At 56.5% G+C, this 17,745-nt stretch carries 10 protein-coding genes; 4 read left to right on the top strand and 6 right to left on the bottom strand.

What is annotated here, in order from left to right; translation table 11 throughout:
- Positions 1 to 156: 156 nt before the first annotated feature.
- The 3 genes from ACX8ZY_RS13975 to ACX8ZY_RS13965 form a co-directional block, all read right to left on the bottom strand.
- Positions 157 to 1,278: a L,D-transpeptidase family protein gene (locus tag ACX8ZY_RS13975; protein ID WP_122889076.1), complete on the bottom strand. Its 1,122-nt coding sequence runs from the start codon at positions 1,276 to 1,278 to the stop codon at positions 157 to 159.
- A 214-nt stretch (positions 1,279 to 1,492) separates the two neighbouring features.
- Positions 1,493 to 3,307 (bottom strand): glycoside hydrolase family 15 protein, encoded by a 1,815-nt coding sequence (locus tag ACX8ZY_RS13970; protein ID WP_010260291.1) that lies wholly within the window; start codon positions 3,305 to 3,307, stop codon positions 1,493 to 1,495.
- 231 nt (positions 3,308 to 3,538) lie between these two features.
- The gene (locus ACX8ZY_RS13965; RefSeq protein WP_033771195.1) at positions 3,539 to 4,120 is read right to left on the bottom strand and encodes a DedA family protein; all 582 of its coding nucleotides are present in this window, start codon (positions 4,118 to 4,120) and stop codon (positions 3,539 to 3,541) included.
- Positions 4,121 to 4,325: 205 nt separating this feature from the next.
- On the opposite strand from ACX8ZY_RS13965, the gene ACX8ZY_RS13960 reads away from it, so the two are divergent.
- From ACX8ZY_RS13960 to ACX8ZY_RS13950, 3 genes are all read left to right on the top strand, one after another.
- The gene (locus ACX8ZY_RS13960) at positions 4,326 to 4,913 is read left to right on the top strand and encodes a Yip1 family protein (RefSeq protein ID WP_010260296.1); all 588 of its coding nucleotides are present in this window, start codon (positions 4,326 to 4,328) and stop codon (positions 4,911 to 4,913) included.
- 178 nt (positions 4,914 to 5,091) lie between these two features.
- A complete protein-coding gene (gene pbpG, locus ACX8ZY_RS13955) occupies positions 5,092 to 6,039 on the top strand; it encodes a D-alanyl-D-alanine endopeptidase (protein ID WP_010669685.1) in 948 nt (315 codons plus the stop codon).
- Positions 6,040 to 6,265: 226 nt separating this feature from the next.
- Positions 6,266 to 8,713 carry a DUF3772 domain-containing protein gene (locus ACX8ZY_RS13950; RefSeq protein ID WP_010260302.1) on the top strand — a complete coding sequence of 816 codons (2,448 nt, stop codon included), beginning with the start codon at positions 6,266 to 6,268 and terminating at the stop codon, positions 8,711 to 8,713.
- A gap of 456 nt (positions 8,714 to 9,169) precedes the next feature.
- On the opposite strand, the gene ACX8ZY_RS13945 is transcribed toward ACX8ZY_RS13950, so the two are convergent.
- From ACX8ZY_RS13945 to dld, 3 genes are all read right to left on the bottom strand, one after another.
- The gene (locus ACX8ZY_RS13945) at positions 9,170 to 11,821 is read right to left on the bottom strand and encodes a beta-N-acetylhexosaminidase (RefSeq protein WP_421665048.1); all 2,652 of its coding nucleotides are present in this window, start codon (positions 11,819 to 11,821) and stop codon (positions 9,170 to 9,172) included.
- A gap of 48 nt (positions 11,822 to 11,869) precedes the next feature.
- A complete protein-coding gene (chiP, locus tag ACX8ZY_RS13940) occupies positions 11,870 to 13,267 on the bottom strand; it encodes a chitoporin ChiP (RefSeq protein WP_459260142.1) in 1,398 nt (465 codons plus the stop codon).
- A 293-nt stretch (positions 13,268 to 13,560) separates the two neighbouring features.
- The gene (dld, locus tag ACX8ZY_RS13935) at positions 13,561 to 15,264 is read right to left on the bottom strand and encodes a D-lactate dehydrogenase (protein WP_010260312.1); all 1,704 of its coding nucleotides are present in this window, start codon (positions 15,262 to 15,264) and stop codon (positions 13,561 to 13,563) included.
- Positions 15,265 to 15,419: 155 nt separating this feature from the next.
- On the opposite strand from dld, the gene bglX reads away from it, so the two are divergent.
- A complete protein-coding gene (bglX, locus tag ACX8ZY_RS13930) occupies positions 15,420 to 17,717 on the top strand; it encodes a beta-glucosidase BglX (protein WP_010669690.1) in 2,298 nt (765 codons plus the stop codon).
- Positions 17,718 to 17,745 lie beyond the last annotated feature (28 nt).

Genomic DNA, 17,745 nt, shown 5'->3' with positions numbered 1-17,745 from the left:
GATTTGCACCGGGTCAACGCAGTGTGATACGCGCTTTATATGACAGATTAATGATCGTCGGACGGGGCATTCTGAGCGGAGTGCGGGGAAAAACGCGGAAACGCAGGCAATAAAAAAGCCAGCGACAGGCGCTGGCTTCTGAAAGCAGGGCGGCAATTACGAGCTGGTATTGGCCGCGGCTGCAGGGGCTGCTGGTGTTACCGGAGCGGCCGGTGCGGCTGGCTCAGTGGCCGGCTGCTGTGGCTGCGCGGCATCACTGTTTGCACCCTGAGAGGTGACTGGCGTCATTGGCTCTTCCTGTGGCACAGCCTGCGGGTTTTCCGGCATCGGAACTGGCGCAGTCTGGATGTTGTTCTCCACGCCGTTCACTTTTACTGGCATACCGGTACGGCCCTGAATAGCGCCATTAACCTGATCCTGATTGACGCTGGCATCAACCAGAACTTTGCTCACCGCCTGATTCAGCGTAATCGGCACCAGCTCACGCGAGTTGAACTGCTCTTCGGTGGTCGACAGCGGGTTATGCACTTCTACATACCGTGAACCGTCTGGCTCCACGGTCGCTTTTACCGGCTGATCAACAAACTGTACGCGCGTACCGACCGGCACGTTCTGATACAGCCATTTAATATCTTCAGCGCGCAGACGCACACAACCATGGCTCACGCGCAGGCCGATACCGAAGTTGGCGTTGGTGCCGTGAATCGCATAGAGACGACCGATATAGAGCGCATACAGGCCCATCGGGTTATCCGGGCCTGGCGGGAAGACCGCTGGCAGGGTTTCACCGCGCGCCGCGTAATCCGCATGCATGCCTTTGGTTGGCGTCCAGGTCGGGCCATCTTTTTTACGTTCTACCGCTGTGGTCCAGTTAATCGGGGTATCTTTACCCAGCTCACCGATACCAATAGGCAACACCACCACGGTTTTGCTGCCTTTCGGATAGTAGTAAAGACGCATCTCCGCGCTGTTAATCACAATGCCTTCACGCGGTGCATCCGGCAGGATCAGCTGCTGTGGGATGATCATTTTGCTGCCAGCCTTAGGCAGATAAACGTCAACGCCCGGATTGGCTTCCAGCATATTGCTAAGGCCCATCTGGTACTGCGCCGCAAAAGCTTCCAGCGGCAGTTTGCTGTCTTCAGGGACAGTAATTTCGATATTTTCACCGATCAGACGGCTGTTGGCCGGCGGTAACGGGTAAACCACAGCAAAGGCTGACTGGCTGAAGGCCGCCAGAGCCAGTGCGATTGAAGCGAAAGCGCGAATGATTTTCATATTTTACAATTCTTTATCGCCATATTTCAGGCTGGTCAGTGTGTCGAATTCATGCTGGCCAATGTGACCTGCTGCGCATTATATGTTCATTAATCTGACGTTGTGAATCGGGATTTTAACCTGCCTGCAATACTTTACGTAAATTCACCGCGGATGTTAGCGCATTTACCGGAAGCAGGGCGCTAAAAATGGGGCTTTCCGGGCTTATCGCTGACTAAGGTTGCCACTGTGTTTGTTCGCCGCTGAGTTTGCGGTTCAGGAAAAAGGCGGCACTGATTAACGCCAGATGGGTCAGCGCCTGCGGCGTGTTGCCCAGCGCATGGCCGTGGCTGTCAAACTCCTCCGCGTAGAGGCCCAGTGGATTGGCGTAGCTCAGTAACTTTTCAAATTCAAAATGCGCTTCCTGAATCCGGCCCGCGCGCGCCAGACACTCGACATACCAGAAGGAGCAGGCTCCAAAGGACCCTTCTGAGCCTTTCAGGCCATCAGCGGGCGTCTCATGCGTATTGTAACGGCGCACCATACCGTCGCTGACCAGATTGGTTTTGATCGCATCCAGCGTGGCAATCCAGTCCGGGTCGGTGGCTCCCACAAAACGCACCAGCGGCATCAGCAGCATTGAGGCGTCGAGATGTTCGCCATGACGGGTCGAAGAGAAGTGTCCCCGCTCACTGTTCCAGAAGTTAGCCCAGATATCTTCGCGGATCTCCCGGCGCGCCCGATCCCAGCGTTCATAAGGCATCGGCAGCGATCGCTTCATGCCCAGACGCAGTGCGCGATCCATCGCCACCCAGCACATCAGACGCGAGTGCAGGAAATGTTCCGGTTCACCGCGCATCTCCCAGATACCGGCATCGGGCTGATCCCAGTTATCACACAGCCAGTCGATCATTTTGACGACATGTTCCCAGCCGCGCTGGGAGATCGCCTCACCATATTTATTGGCCAGATAGACCGCATCCATCAGCTCGCCATAGATGTCGAGCTGTGTCTGCTGCCAGGCGTCATTGCCGATGCGCACCGGACGGGAGTCGGCATAGCCGGAGAGATTCAGCAGCTCCATCTCGTGCAGTTCGGTGCCGCTGTCCAGCCGGTACATGACCTGCAGGCGCATCTCATCGTGATGGCTGTTTTCAACGCAGCGACCAACCCAGTGGGTAAAGTGTTTGGCTTCATCGATATAGCCCAGCCGCATCAGGGCATACATGCTGAACGAGGCGTCACGGATCCAGGAGGCGCGATAGTCCCAGTTGCGTTCACCGCCCAGCTCTTCGGGCAGGCCAAAGGTTGCCGCCGCCGCAATAGAGCCGTGCTGATGTGAGGTCAGCAGTTTGAGAACCAGCGCCGAACGCTGCACCATTTCGCGCCAGCGTCCCTGATAGTTACTGTGGGCGCTCCAGCGTCGCCAGTAGTTCAGCGTCTCTTCAAAGCAGTGTTCGGTGGTCAGCGCTTCGATATGCGCATCATCCACGCTGCCAAATTCAAACTGCGCATGTTCACCGGGTTGTAACGTGAAGAGGGCGGTAGCACTTTCATCTTCCAGCGTCATCGCCACGCTGGCGGCGAGGCGCAGCGACGGCTGGCCCTCGGCATGAAAATCGATACAGCCGTTGTGCGCCTCTGCGCGGGTCTGCGCCCGGGCGTAGTCGTGGCGCGGTGAACAGCGCAGGCTAAAGGTCGCGCTGCCGCGTACCATTTTGACCCGCCGGATCAGACGCGGCAGCTTGTCCTTGTCATCACAAATCGGCATGTAGTCGGTGATTTCCGCTACGCCTTCATCATCCAGCCAGCGGGTCTGCAGGATGTTGGTATCGGGCAGGTAGAGCTGCTGACGTCGCGCATTGGGCCAGTCAGGGGCCAGGGAGAAAAGCCCGGCATCATCGCTGTCGAGCAGGGCGGCAAAGACCGACGGGCTGTCGAGTTCCGGCCAGCAGAGATAATCAATGGTGCCATCATTCGCGACCAGCGCGCAGGTGCGCAAATCTCCGATGACGCCATGGTCTTCAATCTTACGTTTTACCTTACTCATCCTCATCTCCCTGTCAGTGTCCATCCTAACTATAGCTGAGCCATCTGATGCGGCTTCGTTTGGGCACAGATGGTTAACGTATGGTTGAATGAGGCAGGGAAGGGGTGAGGGCGGGTGAGACATGGAAAATCTCCAGCAGGGTCGCCTGGCGCTGCTCAGCGTCGGCGACCCTTACCACCGGTCAGCTCTCTCTTATAGCCGGTGGCGTCTGCTGGCGAATCCGTGGTTCATTTATTCCTGGTCGGCACGACGGTTGTGCCAGCGGCGGATCACCCAGCGCAGCGCAAAGGCGAATACCACTGCGCCGACCAGCCATAGCAGATGCTTCAGATGCTGGTCGAGTTTATGCAGCCACGGCGCGATGATACCGCCCGCGAAATAGCCCAGGGTGACGAAGATCAGCGCCCAGATGACCGCCCCGATGACGTTAAGAATAAAAAATTTCATCGGATTGAGGCGGCTGGCCCCGATGATGATTGGGCCAATCAGTCGAAAGCCATACATAAAGCGCACGCCAATCACAAAGAGGCTGGGACGGCGTTTAATCAGGCGGTTCGCCTTGACCACTTTATCCTGATGCTTTTTAAAGCGGCGCAGGATCTGTGTGCCCCAGCGGCGACCGACCCAGTAGAGCAGTTGATCGCCGACAATACCGCCACCCATTGCGGCCAGCACCACTCCCACGTAATGCAGCAGCCCCTCATGCGCGGCGACGCCGCCCAGCAACGTAAATGTTTCCCCCTCGGCGATACAGCCAATAAAAAGTGCCAGATAACCGTACTGCGTAATTAATGCGTTGATATCCAGATGCAAAATGACCCTCCCTGTTCAGTGACTGTTTCTTCCAGTCTATACGCGATTTGGCTTCGCTTCCGCCCGTGCCTCATGGGTCCGTTTATTTATGCTGTTTTTTTGTCCGATCACCCCGAAAGTTTCGCTGCCGTTTATACTTGAGAGGACGCTGCCCCCAAAGACGGATGCATCATCGGGCGGCCCACTGCATCAGAGGAGTGAATCTATGAATCATGTCTGGGGTCTGCTGGCGCATCCGAATCAGGAAATGCGTCATATCAAGCAAGAGAATGAGAGCGTATCGCACCATTACACCCATCATGTTCTGCTGATGGCGGCGATTCCGGTGATCTGCGCCTTTATCGGTACAACTCAGCTGGGCTGGAATCTGGGCGAGGGGCAATATGTGCAACTCAACCTGTTGACCGGGATTGGGCTTGGCATTCTGTTCTATCTGATTATTCTGGGTGGCGTCGCGGTAATGGGACGCGTGATTCACTGGATGGCACGTGATTATCCGCAGCGCCCCGGCGTACAGCGCTGTACGGTGTTTGCGGGCTATGTGGCCACGCCGCTGTTTCTCAGCGGGCTGGTGGCACTCTATCCGCTGGTCTGGCTCTGCGTGCTGGCGGGCGCGCTGGCGCTGCTCTACACCGGCTATCTGCTCTATATCGGTATTCCACTGTTTCTTAATATCGACCGCGAAGAGAGTCTGCGCTTTTCCGGTTCAACGCTGGCCATCGGCGTGCTGGTATTTGAAGTATTACTGGCATTAACCGTGGTGCTGTGGGGATATGGACCGCATCTGTTCTGACAGCTCGCTGCCGCCGCTCTGGCGGCAGTTCTCTTTTTACGCCCGGAAACACTCTCACCAGGAAATTTCTTAACCTTACGGGTATGATATCGCCGCCAGCCCGCGCTCCGACCTCACTGAAGCGGGCGGCCTGTGTCGGTCTGACACAGTACATATTCATAACCGGGTTTTTTCTACGATGCCTGCAAAAATTCGTTCTACCCTGCTTTCGCTGGCGCTGCTCGTTTCAGGGCAGATTGTTTCACTTCCGGCGCAGGCGACGACGTCGCTGTCGCAACTGGCGCCGATTGCTCAGCCGCAGATCGCCTCTGGCAGTGCGATGATTGTCGATCTCACGACCAATAAAGTGCTGTTTTCCAGCCACCCTGATCGGGTCAGGCCCATTGCCTCCATCACCAAGCTGATGACTGCTATGGTGGTGCTGGATGCGCATCTGCCGATGAACGAGATGATAACCGTCGATGTCAGCCAGACGCCGGAAATGCGGGGTGTCTTCTCACGCGTTAAGCTCAACAGCCAGATCAGCCGCCGTAATATGCTGCTGCTGGCGCTGATGTCCTCGGAAAACCGCGCCGCCGCCAGCCTGGCTCATGCTTATCCGGGCGGCTATAACGCCTTTATCCGGGCGATGAACGCGAAAGCGCGGTCACTGGGCATGAAACAGACCCGCTACGTGGAGCCAACCGGCCTGTCGACGCAAAACGTCTCCAGCGCGCAGGATCTGGTTAAATTACTCAAAGCAACGCGGGAATATCCGCTGCTTGGCGCGCTCAGCACTACTAAAGAGGAGACGGCGGTGTTTGCCCATCCGAGCTATGCGCTGCCGTTCCGCAACACCAACCATCTGGTCTATAAAGATGACTGGCATATTCAGCTGACCAAAACCGGTTACACCGATGAGGCGGGCCACTGCCTGGTGATGCGCACCATGATTAATAATCGTCCGGTGGCGCTGGTGGTGCTGGATGCCTTTGGCAAATATACCCACTTCGCCGACGCTAACCGTCTGCGCAGCTGGATTGAGACCGGTAAAGCGGCGCCGGTGCCGGCTGCCGCACTGGCCTATAAAAAACAGAAGTCGGGCCAGGTTGCCAGTAATGGGGCCAGCAGCGCCGACGTTGAGTAGAATATAGCCGGTGTTGCGCGCTGCGGACACTGGCATTACCTGCAGGCTGAGCGGGTATCCGGGATGATGCAGGCAGAGGCGTACAGCGATTTTCACGCTTCTGTCTGCACCGAATTAGCCCGAAAAATGCCCGTTATTCCTATATTGCCATCCCTTGCAAAGCCCTACACTACGCGCGACTGGCGAGGGAAGATCGCCTGATTTAAGCTGCCGGAATCTTACTCATATGTTTAAGCTACGATCCTTTTTTGCATTGTTAATGCTGGCGCTGGTGGCGTTTGCCCCGGCGCTGACGCTGGCCGCGGATGATAAGGCCACTGCTGCTCAGGAACAGGATGCGCCGCCGAAGCTGAATGCTGCGGTTGAACTGCCGAAAATGCAGAAGATCCTCGATAAAATTAAAAGTCAGGTTTCCGTTGATGCTGGCGAAAACAAGCTGACTCAGCTGAATGAAATGGCGCTTGAGCTCTCAGGCAGTGCCGACACGCTGGGCCAGGCGCTGCTCCCCGATCGCCAGCAACTGGAAGCCCAGTTGCAGGTTCTGGGGCCGGCACCTAAAGCCGACAGCGGCGTAAAAGAGACGTCGGAAGTGACGCGCAAGCGTAACGCGCTGGAGAGTCAGAAAAGCAAACTCGACGACCAGATCAAACAGGCCGAAGGCATTAAAAATGGCGCGCTGATGCTCTCCTCGCAGATTGTTAACCTGCGCCGCGATCAGCTGAAAAGCCAACTGGCGCTGAACTCCGGCACCATTCTGGGGCCGCGCTTCTGGTCACCGCTGCTCAATAGTCAGGATCTGGATGGCGAGAAAATCGGTGAATTCCTGCAGGAGTTGCAGGACACTGCGGCACTCTCATGGGAGCCGGGCTGGCGCGTGGGCAGTGTTTTCTGGCTGCTGGCTGCCATGCTGGTAATGACGGCTGGCCGTCGTTACAGCGAAGAGTTTCTGGCCTGGATTAGCATTCACAAACTGCCGGAAGGGAAGCTGCGCCGCAGTTTCCTGGCGGCAGCGATAGCCCTGACCACCCTGGTGGCTGTCGTCCTCACCTTTAACTTTATCGCCCTGGCTTTTACCCGCCGTGATGAGGTTTCTGAAAACGTTCAGGACTTTGTGGATCAACTGGTTCGGCTCAGTGTCTTTTGTGGCCTGATTGCCGGACTGGGACGCGCTTTCCTCTCTACCCGTCGCCCCAGCTGGCGGTTACCGACCATCTCCAATGAAGTGGCGATGGCGTTAAAACCGTTTCCACCGATTACCGCCGTGCTGGTCTTTATCTTCCAGACGGTCGAAGCGTTTAACTACAGCGTCGGCACCAGCCTGAATACCACCATTTTTGCCAACGGGCTGACGGCACTGCTGATTGGTACTACCGCGCTGGCGATTAGCATGCGCACCAACCGGGTTCGTCGCCGTATGACCCAGGCGGGCACACCACCAGAGGCTCGCTCTACGCTGGTCGGACTGATCCAGATGGGCCTGACGCTGACCGGCATCGCCATTCTGGTGTCGCTGCTCATCGGTTACGTCACGCTGGCGCGGTTCCTGAGTTATGAAGTGATCTGGTGCGGCCTGCTGTTTGGTTCGTTCTACTTCCTCAGTCATCTGCTCAACGATGGCTGTGAGAGCCTGTTCTCGACCAGTAACGCAACCGGTCGCCGTATTCAGAGTTCGCTTAACATCAATGAGCGTCATCTGCAGCAAACGGCTACGTTGCTGACGGCAATTGGCAAAACCTTCCTGGTGCTGGTTGTGGCGCTGGCGCTGGTCAACGGGACTTTTGCCTCTTCAACGCCGATTGAACTGCTGCAAAAAGTGATTGAGTTCTGGGGCGGTAAAGGGCTTGAATCCCTGAATATCGTCCCGGCGCATATGGTGAATGCGATTATCTGCCTGATCGTCGGCATCTATGTGCTGCGAACGGTGCGCCGCTGGCTCGACACTGATTTTCTGCCGAAAACCACCATGGATGTGGGCATGCGGGTGTCGCTGGTGACGCTGTTCAGCAACATCGGTTATGTACTGGTCATCCTGCTGACGTTGTCGATCATGGGTCTGCAGTGGAATAAGCTGGCCTGGATCGTCAGTGCCTTGTCGGTAGGTATCGGTTTTGGCTTACAGGAGATTGTGAAGAATTTTATCTCGGGGCTGATTCTGTTGACCGAGCGGCCAGTGAAGGTTGGTGATCTGGTGAGCATCAGCGGTATCGAAGGGGATATCCGCCGGATTAACGTGCGCGCTACCGAGATCCAGCTGGGCGATAAATCCACGGTGATTGTGCCGAACTCGCAGTTTATCTCGCAGAACGTGCGAAATGCCACCATGGGTAATGCGCAGGGGGTGGTCACGATTACGCTGACGTTCCCGCTCGACATCGATCCGGCGAAAGTGCGCGATATCCTGCTGGAAGTCTACAACGAAAATGAACGCATTCTGGAGACGCCAGAGCCATCCGTTTCGTTTAAAGATCTGACTCAGCAGGGAATTATACTGAGCGTCACCGGTAACGTGGCGGGTCAGCGCCAGATCGCAGGGGCGAAGAGCGACCTGCTGTTCGATATTCTGACGCGTCTGCGTAAAGAGGGCATTCTGCTCTCCACACCGCAAACCATGATTATCGAGCGCCGTCAGCAGATGGCGGGTGCGGAGCCGGTACCCGAAGAGAAGCTGGTTTAGGTGTGAAAGGGTCGACTGCTGTCTAATGCTGATCAGTTAAGATCTGATTTGTAAAGGCTGCCACGGTCAAACGTGGCAGCTTTTTTTCTGGGCGAGCGAGCAACAGCGGCGCTCAGGCCTTCACTATCGTGCCCTTTTTAAGAATACACACTGAAGTTTCAGAGCAGGCTGGGGCCGGGCAGGGGCAGGTAATCCGCAGCGCTGAACAGAATGAGTCTGCCAGGAGAGCCCGCAGGACGCGGGCGAAAGGCGGGGCGGCACAGGATGTGCCATCCCCGTCGGTCCGTCAGGCAGGCGAATGAAGTGAAGGAACCGCGCAGCGGCGCGAGGACCGCCAGCCCCTGCCCGGCACCAGACTGCGTTATCCCCTGTCGCTTAACTGACTGCCATTAGACTTCTGTCGGCCTTTTTTTTATGTTCAAACGTTGGCTTCTCAGCCCGTTCTCACTCCGCTTTTTACAGAGATTCAACGCGGCTGGTGTGCTGCCCGTCGCGGCTCACCGAGCGAATTGCCACCGCACCGCTGACCTGCGGCGGTCTGGTGGCATCGTAGCGCTGCCAGTTTGTGCCCTTGTCCAGGCTGTACTCCAGCGTAACGCCCGGTAGGGCCACATTCATCGACAGGATGCCATCAACGATCCTGGCTCCCGGCACCGGCAGGCGATAATCGATACCCGCCTTATCCAGCTTCGCCAGTTCCCGCTGTCCCAGCAGATTGGCAAATCTCTGCCAGTCATTCAGACGCGCCTGCTGATCGACCAGATGGGTTTTACCCCCCACATACTCCTGACCTGCCTTGTAATCCTGCTCCCAGCTGGCGCGGTGCCAGCTTCGTTCCGCTACTGCAAACAGGCGAGGATAGATCATGTGCTCCATTTGAGCGTCAGTGCGTACCGTTTCGCTCCACAGCTGGGCCGAAATGCCGTAAGCACCGCTCCAGGGTTTTTCTGATTTGGCGCTGAAAAAGTTGCCATCGCGATCCACCGAGGTTTCAGCATTCTGCGGCAGGTTGTCCGGCGCGAAGCCAAAGATTTTGCGCTCGTCGTTGAAGCGCGTGCCCCAGTAATAGCCGCGTTCCAGCGGGTTAACTTCATACGGAAAATCCAGATAGAGATAATCGGGGCTGGAGATCACCACGTCGTAACCTTTCTGTGACCAGTCGCTGGCTGTGTCAAAACCGCCCCAGTAGAGGGTGTCCCAGAAGTTGACCGCGACGCGCGGTGTGGCAAAGGATGCTGAATCTTTGGCATGTTTTAAACCATCCTGCCAGGCCTGCATTTTGCCAATACCGTGTCGGTTAACGATGTCACTGACGGTCAGGGCAAAGTAGCTAGGCAGGTGCGCCAGATCGTCCACTTTACCGCTCTTCACCAGTGCCTGACAAACCTGCGATTTCGCCCACGGCAGATCTTCTTTACTCCAATCGCGCAGACCGGTGCCCGGTTTAGGGTCGCGTTTATCCGAGTAGCCAGCACCCAGCCGGATATTCTTCGCTTCGTCACCGCCAAAATGCCAGACGCCGAGCGGCTGTCCCGCTTCCCGGTGCATCGCCTGAACTTCACCGATCACTTTATCGACAAACCGCTGCGAACCCGCAATGCAGGGATTAAGATAGCTCGTGCGGTCATAGAGCTGCACCGAGGTGGTATTAGAGTCGTCGGTGGGATCGATCAGGCGATAAGCACTGGCCTGTTCAGATTGTCCCTCCTTCATCAGCCGCTTATAGCGTGCTTCCATGGCGATGACGGCGGCACGGGCATGGGCGGGCATATCGATTTCCGGGATCACCTGGATGTGACGGGCCTGGGCATACTTCACAATCTCGATGTAGTCGGCACGGCTGAAATAGCCGCTGCCGTTGTTATCGCTGAACGGACCGGAACCGAGCTGCGGCAGCAGGCAGCGCTGTTCGCTCAGGTCATGGCAGCGCTTAGCCCCCACGTCAGTCAGTTCCGGTAAGCCGGGAATTTCAATCCGCCAGCCCTCATCGTCAGTGAGGTGAAGGTGGAAGCGGTTCATCTTCCAGGCCGCCATCTGATCAAGCAGCCGCATGACCGCCTGTTTAGTGTGAAAGTTGCGGGCAACGTCAAGAAACGCGCCGCGATAGGCAAAGCGTGGCGCATCATGGGCTTCCAGCGTGGCAATACGCGGCGCGCCTTCGGTGGGTATCAGCGAGAGAATCGACATCAGACCGTAGAACGCACCGGCAGCATCGTAGCCCACCACAATGGCGCGGCGGGGAGTGATATCCAGATCGTATGCACCCGGTTTAGCCTGTTTGCCGCTGAAGTGATCGGGTTTGATCTGCGTCCTGATAGCAAATCCATCAGGCGATTCTTTCAGGCCGAGCAGGGCCAGACGCTGCTTTACCGCCTCACCGGTTTCACGGGTCAGCCCGGTCAGAGACAGACTGACGCCACGGCTGAGATCGGCATCCTGCGGACGCAGTTTCACCTCAAGCGGCGTGGGTGTGATTTGACCGCGCAGCGCGGAAGCGGGCAGGGTGGCAACGTCGCTGTTTTTATCAAACCGGCTGGCGGGTTGCATCAGGATATTCCGGTCATCGGCACTGCGTCGCCAGTTATCCCCCAACGGCAACACAAACTGGCTGGGATCTTCATGATCGGTGCTGGCAATAATTTTGGGGGTGGCCTGCCCGGACGTCACATACCAGCGCGGCATCACATCCGTGGCAAACAGCTGCCAGTATTCGTTAACGATCGGAATCTGCACCGATTCGCCCGCGCCAATACCGGTGAACCTCTCAGTCGGCTCCAGTCGGGTCAGGTCGCCGACCAGATGGGTCATTTTGAACTGTTCGTTATCGACCCGCAGCGTCTGGTGGACGTTGCTCATGTAGATTGCCCAGTGTTTATCGGTCAGGGCAGGGCCGTTATTGGTCAGGGTAATGGTGGCGCGATTGCAGGCGGCATAGTCGGCACCCAGCGCGGCGCAGTCGGTGCCATGAAGGGCGGCCTGATTATCGTTCACCTGATAAGTGACGCCAAACTGGCTGATCTGATTCACCACCTGCTGCGCTGACGAGCTGGCGTGACCTGTGGCTGCAACGCCCAGCAGAGTGAGCGCGATAAGGCTTAACTTAAACATATTGATTCATCCTTGCTGCTGAAGAGATATCCGGGAATCTGCAGGGCCTCAGAACAGTGTAAACGGCACGATAACCATAAATTTGATGTCCTTCTCGTCCTGAAAAATGTTGCCGTAACCGCCGCTGTAACTGGGCAGATTGCTGTGATTGTCGTAGCGGGTGTAATGCAGTTTAAACAGGGTATCTTTGGCGCGGCCCTGCTGGATTTGATAGCTCAGATCAAGGTTCCAGGCGGACTCTTTCAGCCGCTGGCTCTGGTCAACGGTGGGCAGCGTGGCGGGTCTGGCATCCCAGCCCCAGACGTACGATGCGCCCACTTTCCATCCCGCCAGTTGCCACGGCGTTAAGTCGAGCATCGCCCCGGCAAAGATCGCTTTTTCGCCATTGGCGTTCCAGTCGGAACGGGCATCCCACCAGATATCCAGTCGTCCATTGGAACTGGCGTAGCCTGGCGTCATGCGCTGCAGGAAGAAGCCCTGATTCCCCTCTGCTTTGACCCAGCTGCCTTCGAGTCGCAGATCAACCGGGCCGACGGTATAGCCGACCGTGATTGCCTGTAACCAGGCCAGGCCGTCATAGACATCACGCGGATTAGCGGCACCGCCCGCTACTTTGTCGTGTGCCCCGTAAAACTGATAGCTGGTGTAAAGTGCATTGCCACCGGGCGTAGCTGACCACGAGGCTTTGGCAAAATATTGATCCATATATTCCGCCGCCTGGCCAAATGCGCCCTCAAGCACCAGATTATTTTTGAAGTCATATTTCATACCGAACGAATGCAGGTAGCTGACAGAAGTTTTGCCATCAGCCTGGCGAAAATTATATAAATCACGATACCAGGGTGCTTTATATTTGTCGCTCCACATCCAGGAGAGCGATAATGTACCAGCCTGCTGGAAATCATACAGCGCACCGACTTCGACACCGCGATAGGTTCCGGGTAAGAAACTCCAGTGTGGCGCAATAATTGTCTGGCCGGTTGGCTGAATATAACCGGCACGCAACCAGTAATCGTTATATTTTAATTTCAGTGCGGCTTTATAAACAGAAGCACCGCCGCTGTCGCCATTCCACTTTTCATCCCAGCGGGTACGCGCCTTACTGAAGCCAATTTCATTGGGTGCGGCGGGGCCGCTGTTGGAAAGCTCAGCAGCACCGAAAATGGCGAGGTCCAGACCAATCCACTCTCCGGCATAGCCTGATTGATAGTCGAGATTACTGTTGAGCGAGGCATGATGTAAATTAGCCCGATACTGCCCCTGATATTCACTGGCGGGATCGGTGTCTCTGCGATCTCGCTGACGCTGCCAGTAAAAAACATTACCTTTAAGCGATGAGTCCTCAATAAATCCGCTGGCGTAAGCCGGTGATGAACTTATTGCAGTTAACGCTATTAATACGGTGGCTATTTCAACTAACGCTAACGCGTAATTAATTTTTCGCATGATCATTCCTCCCTGAATGCAATCCGGATAATTAAGCAGAATATTATTATTGTGGCGGTACTCTATTTTTCGCGACGCGAATTATCAATTAGCAGCATGGTGATTTGTGAACTATTGCGCAGAACCCGATGAGATAAAATAAAGCAGGTGCAATATGGGAGGGGAGATTAATTTTCTGATGAAGATGTTAGCTATTGGCAGGACTGCTGCAACGGGAAGCTGGCGGTGCGAACGGGCCTCCCGGTTGTATGACAATCAGCCTGCTCAGATAAGCAGGCTGATCGATAAGGCGATTAAACCTGCTTCACCGCCCATCCCTTTTGCTTGCTGGTTTTGCCAATCCCAGGATTGAAGCTGTTGGTGGGATCGAGCTGGCGATAGAACGCCGCCAGCTGCGGTTTGGCCTGATAGAGATGTCCGACATTATGTTCAGCGGGATATTCAGCACCCCGCGCCTGAAGAATCTCCAGCATCTGCGCTTTGAGCGCATGCACATCGACCCCTTTTCTGACGATGTAATCCTGATGAAACACATGACAGAAGAAGTGGCCATAGTAGAGACGATGGCTCAGCGAGGCGCGGATCTCATCGGGCAGGGTTTCGAACCAGTCCGCATCGTTACGACGCAGGGCGATATCCAGCGCCAGAATATCTTCGACCTCATCAGAATGCACCGCGTGGTAGCGCACCGCCGCACCCGCCGCTGCGAAGCGATGCAGAAAGGCGTGCGCACCTTCTTTGCCTTCACACTCGAAGAATTCGCCACCGCCTTCACGGAAGTAGTCGCGCAGATAGTTACGCGCTTCCGCCACGCCGTCGCCAGACATCTTCAGCATCAGATGGTGTTCATATTTATCGCGATACTGCTTCATGCGTTTCGGCAGATGCGCCGGAAACAGTTTACTCAGGCGCTGCAACAGGCGATCGCTGAAGTGTGGTTTAACAAAAGAGAGTTTGCTCAGCCAGGCATCAACCCGTCCCTTCAGCGTGAAAAACAGCGGCATCTTGTCGGTGCCCAGCTTGTCGATCATCAGGAAGGTATCTTTGCCGTAGACTTCCGCAATGTCATAGATGTCGCGGTGCATATATTCGCCCGCCACCGGCAGATGGGTGAAATGCGCCAGCATGTGACGGCGGATATCGCTGAGAACGCCGGGTTCGTTGGTGCCGATGTAAAACACCTGCTGCTGCGGTTCGCTGGCAAAGGTATCGAGTCGCACCGCGAAGACCGCCAGTTTCCCGGCACAACCGGAGGCTTCAAACAGGCGACGCGCATCGGCGTTATAGCGGGCGGGCGTATCCGCATCTACTTCACGAACCCGGTCGGCATATTCATGATCGGAGGCGTGACGGCCATCGTGCTGCACATCCTTGGGCTGCCAGCGGTCGTCATCCAGCCGCCCCAGAATCTCTTCCGGTGACGTCCCAAGATCGATACCGAGATGGTTCACCAGCTTCAGTTTTCCCTGCGCATCAATCTGGGCAAACAGCGCCATTTCACTGTAGGCCGGTCCGCGCTTTATCAACGATCCGCCGGAGTTATTACAGATGCCGCCCAGCACCGAGGCACCAATACAGGAGGAGCCAATAACCGAGTGGGGTTCACGCCCCAGCGGCTTCAGCGCTTTTTCCAGCTGATAGAGTGTGCTGCCGGGGAACGCCAGCACCTGCTGGCCTTCGTCAATCAGCTGAAGCTTGTCCAGCCGCAGGGTGCTGACAATCACCAGCGGACGATCGTAATCGTCGCCATGCGGCGTCGAGCCTTCGGTCAGGCCGGTATTCGCCGCCTGCATCAGGATAATGACATCGGCATTCACCAGCGTTTGCAGTACCCGCCAGAGCTCCAGCAGCGTACCGGGAAACGCCACCGCCAGCGCCTCGCCTTCGCCGGAGCGAAAGCCTTTGCGATAGCGCGCGGTCTGTTCAGGTTCAGTCAGCAGATGGGTAGGGCCGACCAGGCGGCGCAGGTCAGAAAGCAGGGCAGAGGTTTGTATCATGAGCAATTCCCTTGTCTTATCAGTGCGTCCTAACTGTAGCACGTCAACTCACCTCAACGCAGTGTGACAGCGGCAGCTACCTGCTATTCTCATCTTGTGGCACACTGCCGCCTGTTTATTCGATATTGCGCAGTTACTTAAGAGAACCCAACCTGATGAAATGGATTTACTCTGTTAGTCTCGCTGTCTCACTCGCGATGCAACCGGCATTGGCTGAGACAGTGCCAGGTAACCACCCGATGACCGAACAGGCGCGGGATGCCTTCGTCAACCAACTGCTTAAAAAAATGACGCTGGACGAGAAGATCGGCCAGCTGCGTTTAATCAGCGTCGGACCTGATAATCCGAAAGAAGTGATTCGCGACATGATTCAGAAGAGTCAGGTTGGCGCGATTTTTAATACCGTAACCCGTCAGGATATCCGCGCGATGCAGGATCAGGCGATGCAGCTCAGCCGCCTGAAGATCCCGCTGTTTTTCGCCTACGACGTTATTCATGGTCAGCGCACCATTTTCCCGATTCCTTTGGCGCTGGCGTCGAGCTGGGATCTGGATGCGGTGAAAGAGGTGGGGCGCGTCTCTGCCTATGAAGCGGCCGACGATGGCCTGAACATGACCTGGGCGCCGATGGTGGATGTCAGCCGTGAACCGCGCTGGGGCCGTGGCTCCGAAGGTTTCGGTGAGGATACGTATCTCACCAGCGAAATGGGTCGCAGCATGGTGCAGTCGATGCAGGGCAAAAGTGCTGCCGATCGCTACAGCGTGATGACCAGCGTGAAGCACTTCGCACTTTATGGCGCAGTGGAAGGCGGACGCGATTACAACACCGTGGACATGAGCCCGCAGCGCATGTTCCAGGACTATCTGCCGCCTTATAAAGCCTCACTGGATGCAGGCAGCGGCGGCGTGATGGTGGCGCTGAACTCGATCAATGGCGTACCCGCCACGGCGGACAGCTGGCTGCTGAAAGATCTGCTGCGCGATAAGTGGAAGTTCAAAGGCATCACCATCAGCGACCACGGCGCAATCAAAGAGCTGATCAAGCATGGCGTCGCCAGCGATCCGCAGGAAGCGGTGCGCATCGCCCTGAAGTCGGGCGTCGATATGAGCATGAGCGACGAATATTACAGCAAGTATCTGCCCGCTCTGGTGAAGAGCGGCGACGTCACCATGGCGGAGATTGACGATGCGGCGCGCCATGTGCTCAACGTCAAATATGACATGGGCCTGTTTAACGATCCCTACAGCCATTTAGGTCCGAAAGAGAGCGATCCGCAGGACACCAATGCGGAAAGCCGTCTGCACCGGGCTGAAGCGCGCGACGTCGCGCGTAAAAGCATCGTGTTGCTGAAAAACCGCCTGGAAACGCTGCCGCTGAAAAAATCGGGCACCATTGCCCTGATTGGTCCGCTGGCAGACAGTCAGCGCGACATTATGGGCAGCTGGTCCGCCGCTGGCGTGGCGAAGCAATCCGTTTCGCTGCTGCAGGGCATGCGCAATGCCACCGAAGGCAAGGCTACGCTGCTCTATGAGAAGGGCGCCAACGTTACCGATAACAAAGGGATTCAGGACTTCCTGAACCTCTATGAGCAGGCGGTTTCCGTGGATACGCGTTCACCGCAGCAGTTGATTGATGACGCGGTCGCCAAAGCGAAGCAGGCCGATGTGGTAGTTGCCGCCGTGGGCGAAGCGCAGGGTATGGCGCACGAAGCCTCCAGCCGCAGCGACCTGGTGATCCCGCCGAGCCAGCAGAAGCTGTTAGCAGCACTGAAAGCCACCGGTAAGCCGCTGGTGATTGTGCTGATGAACGGACGCCCGCTGTCAGTGGTGAATGAAGATCGGATGGCCGATGCGATGCTGGAAACCTGGTTCAGCGGCACCGAAGGCGGCAACGCCATCGCCGATGTGCTGTTCGGCGACTACAACCCGTCGGGCAAGCTGCCGGTTTCCTTCCCGCGTTCAGTGGGTCAGATTCCAATCTACTACAACCATCTGCCCACTGGCCGCCCTTACAACTTTGCTAAGCCGAACAAATACACGTCGCACTACTACGACGCGGCTAATGGCCCGCTCTATCCGTTTGGTTACGGCCTGAGCTACACCACTTTCACCGTGTCGCCGGTAAAAATGTCCTCGCCGACTATGCCGCGTAACGGCAGCATTGAAGCCAGCGTGACCGTGACCAACAGCGGTAAACGCGATGGCGCGACGGTGGTGCAGATGTACCTCAACGATCCGGTCGCTTCCATCAGCCGTCCGGTGCAGGAGCTGCGTGGCTTTAAGCGCATCATGCTAAAAGCGGGCGAGTCGCAAACCGTGACCTTTAAAATCGACGTGGATGCGCTGAAGTTCTGGAACCAGCAGATGCAGCATGTTGCAGAGCCCGGCAAATTCAACGTGATGATTGGACTCGATTCCGTTCGTACCGAGGATGGGCAGTTCAACTATTTATAACCGTCAGCCTTTCCCCTGACGTCAGGGG

This window comes from Pantoea sp. XAF26B01_ASV70 (genome assembly GCF_054512635.1).
This window is presented reverse-complemented; position numbering and strand designations above follow the sequence as displayed.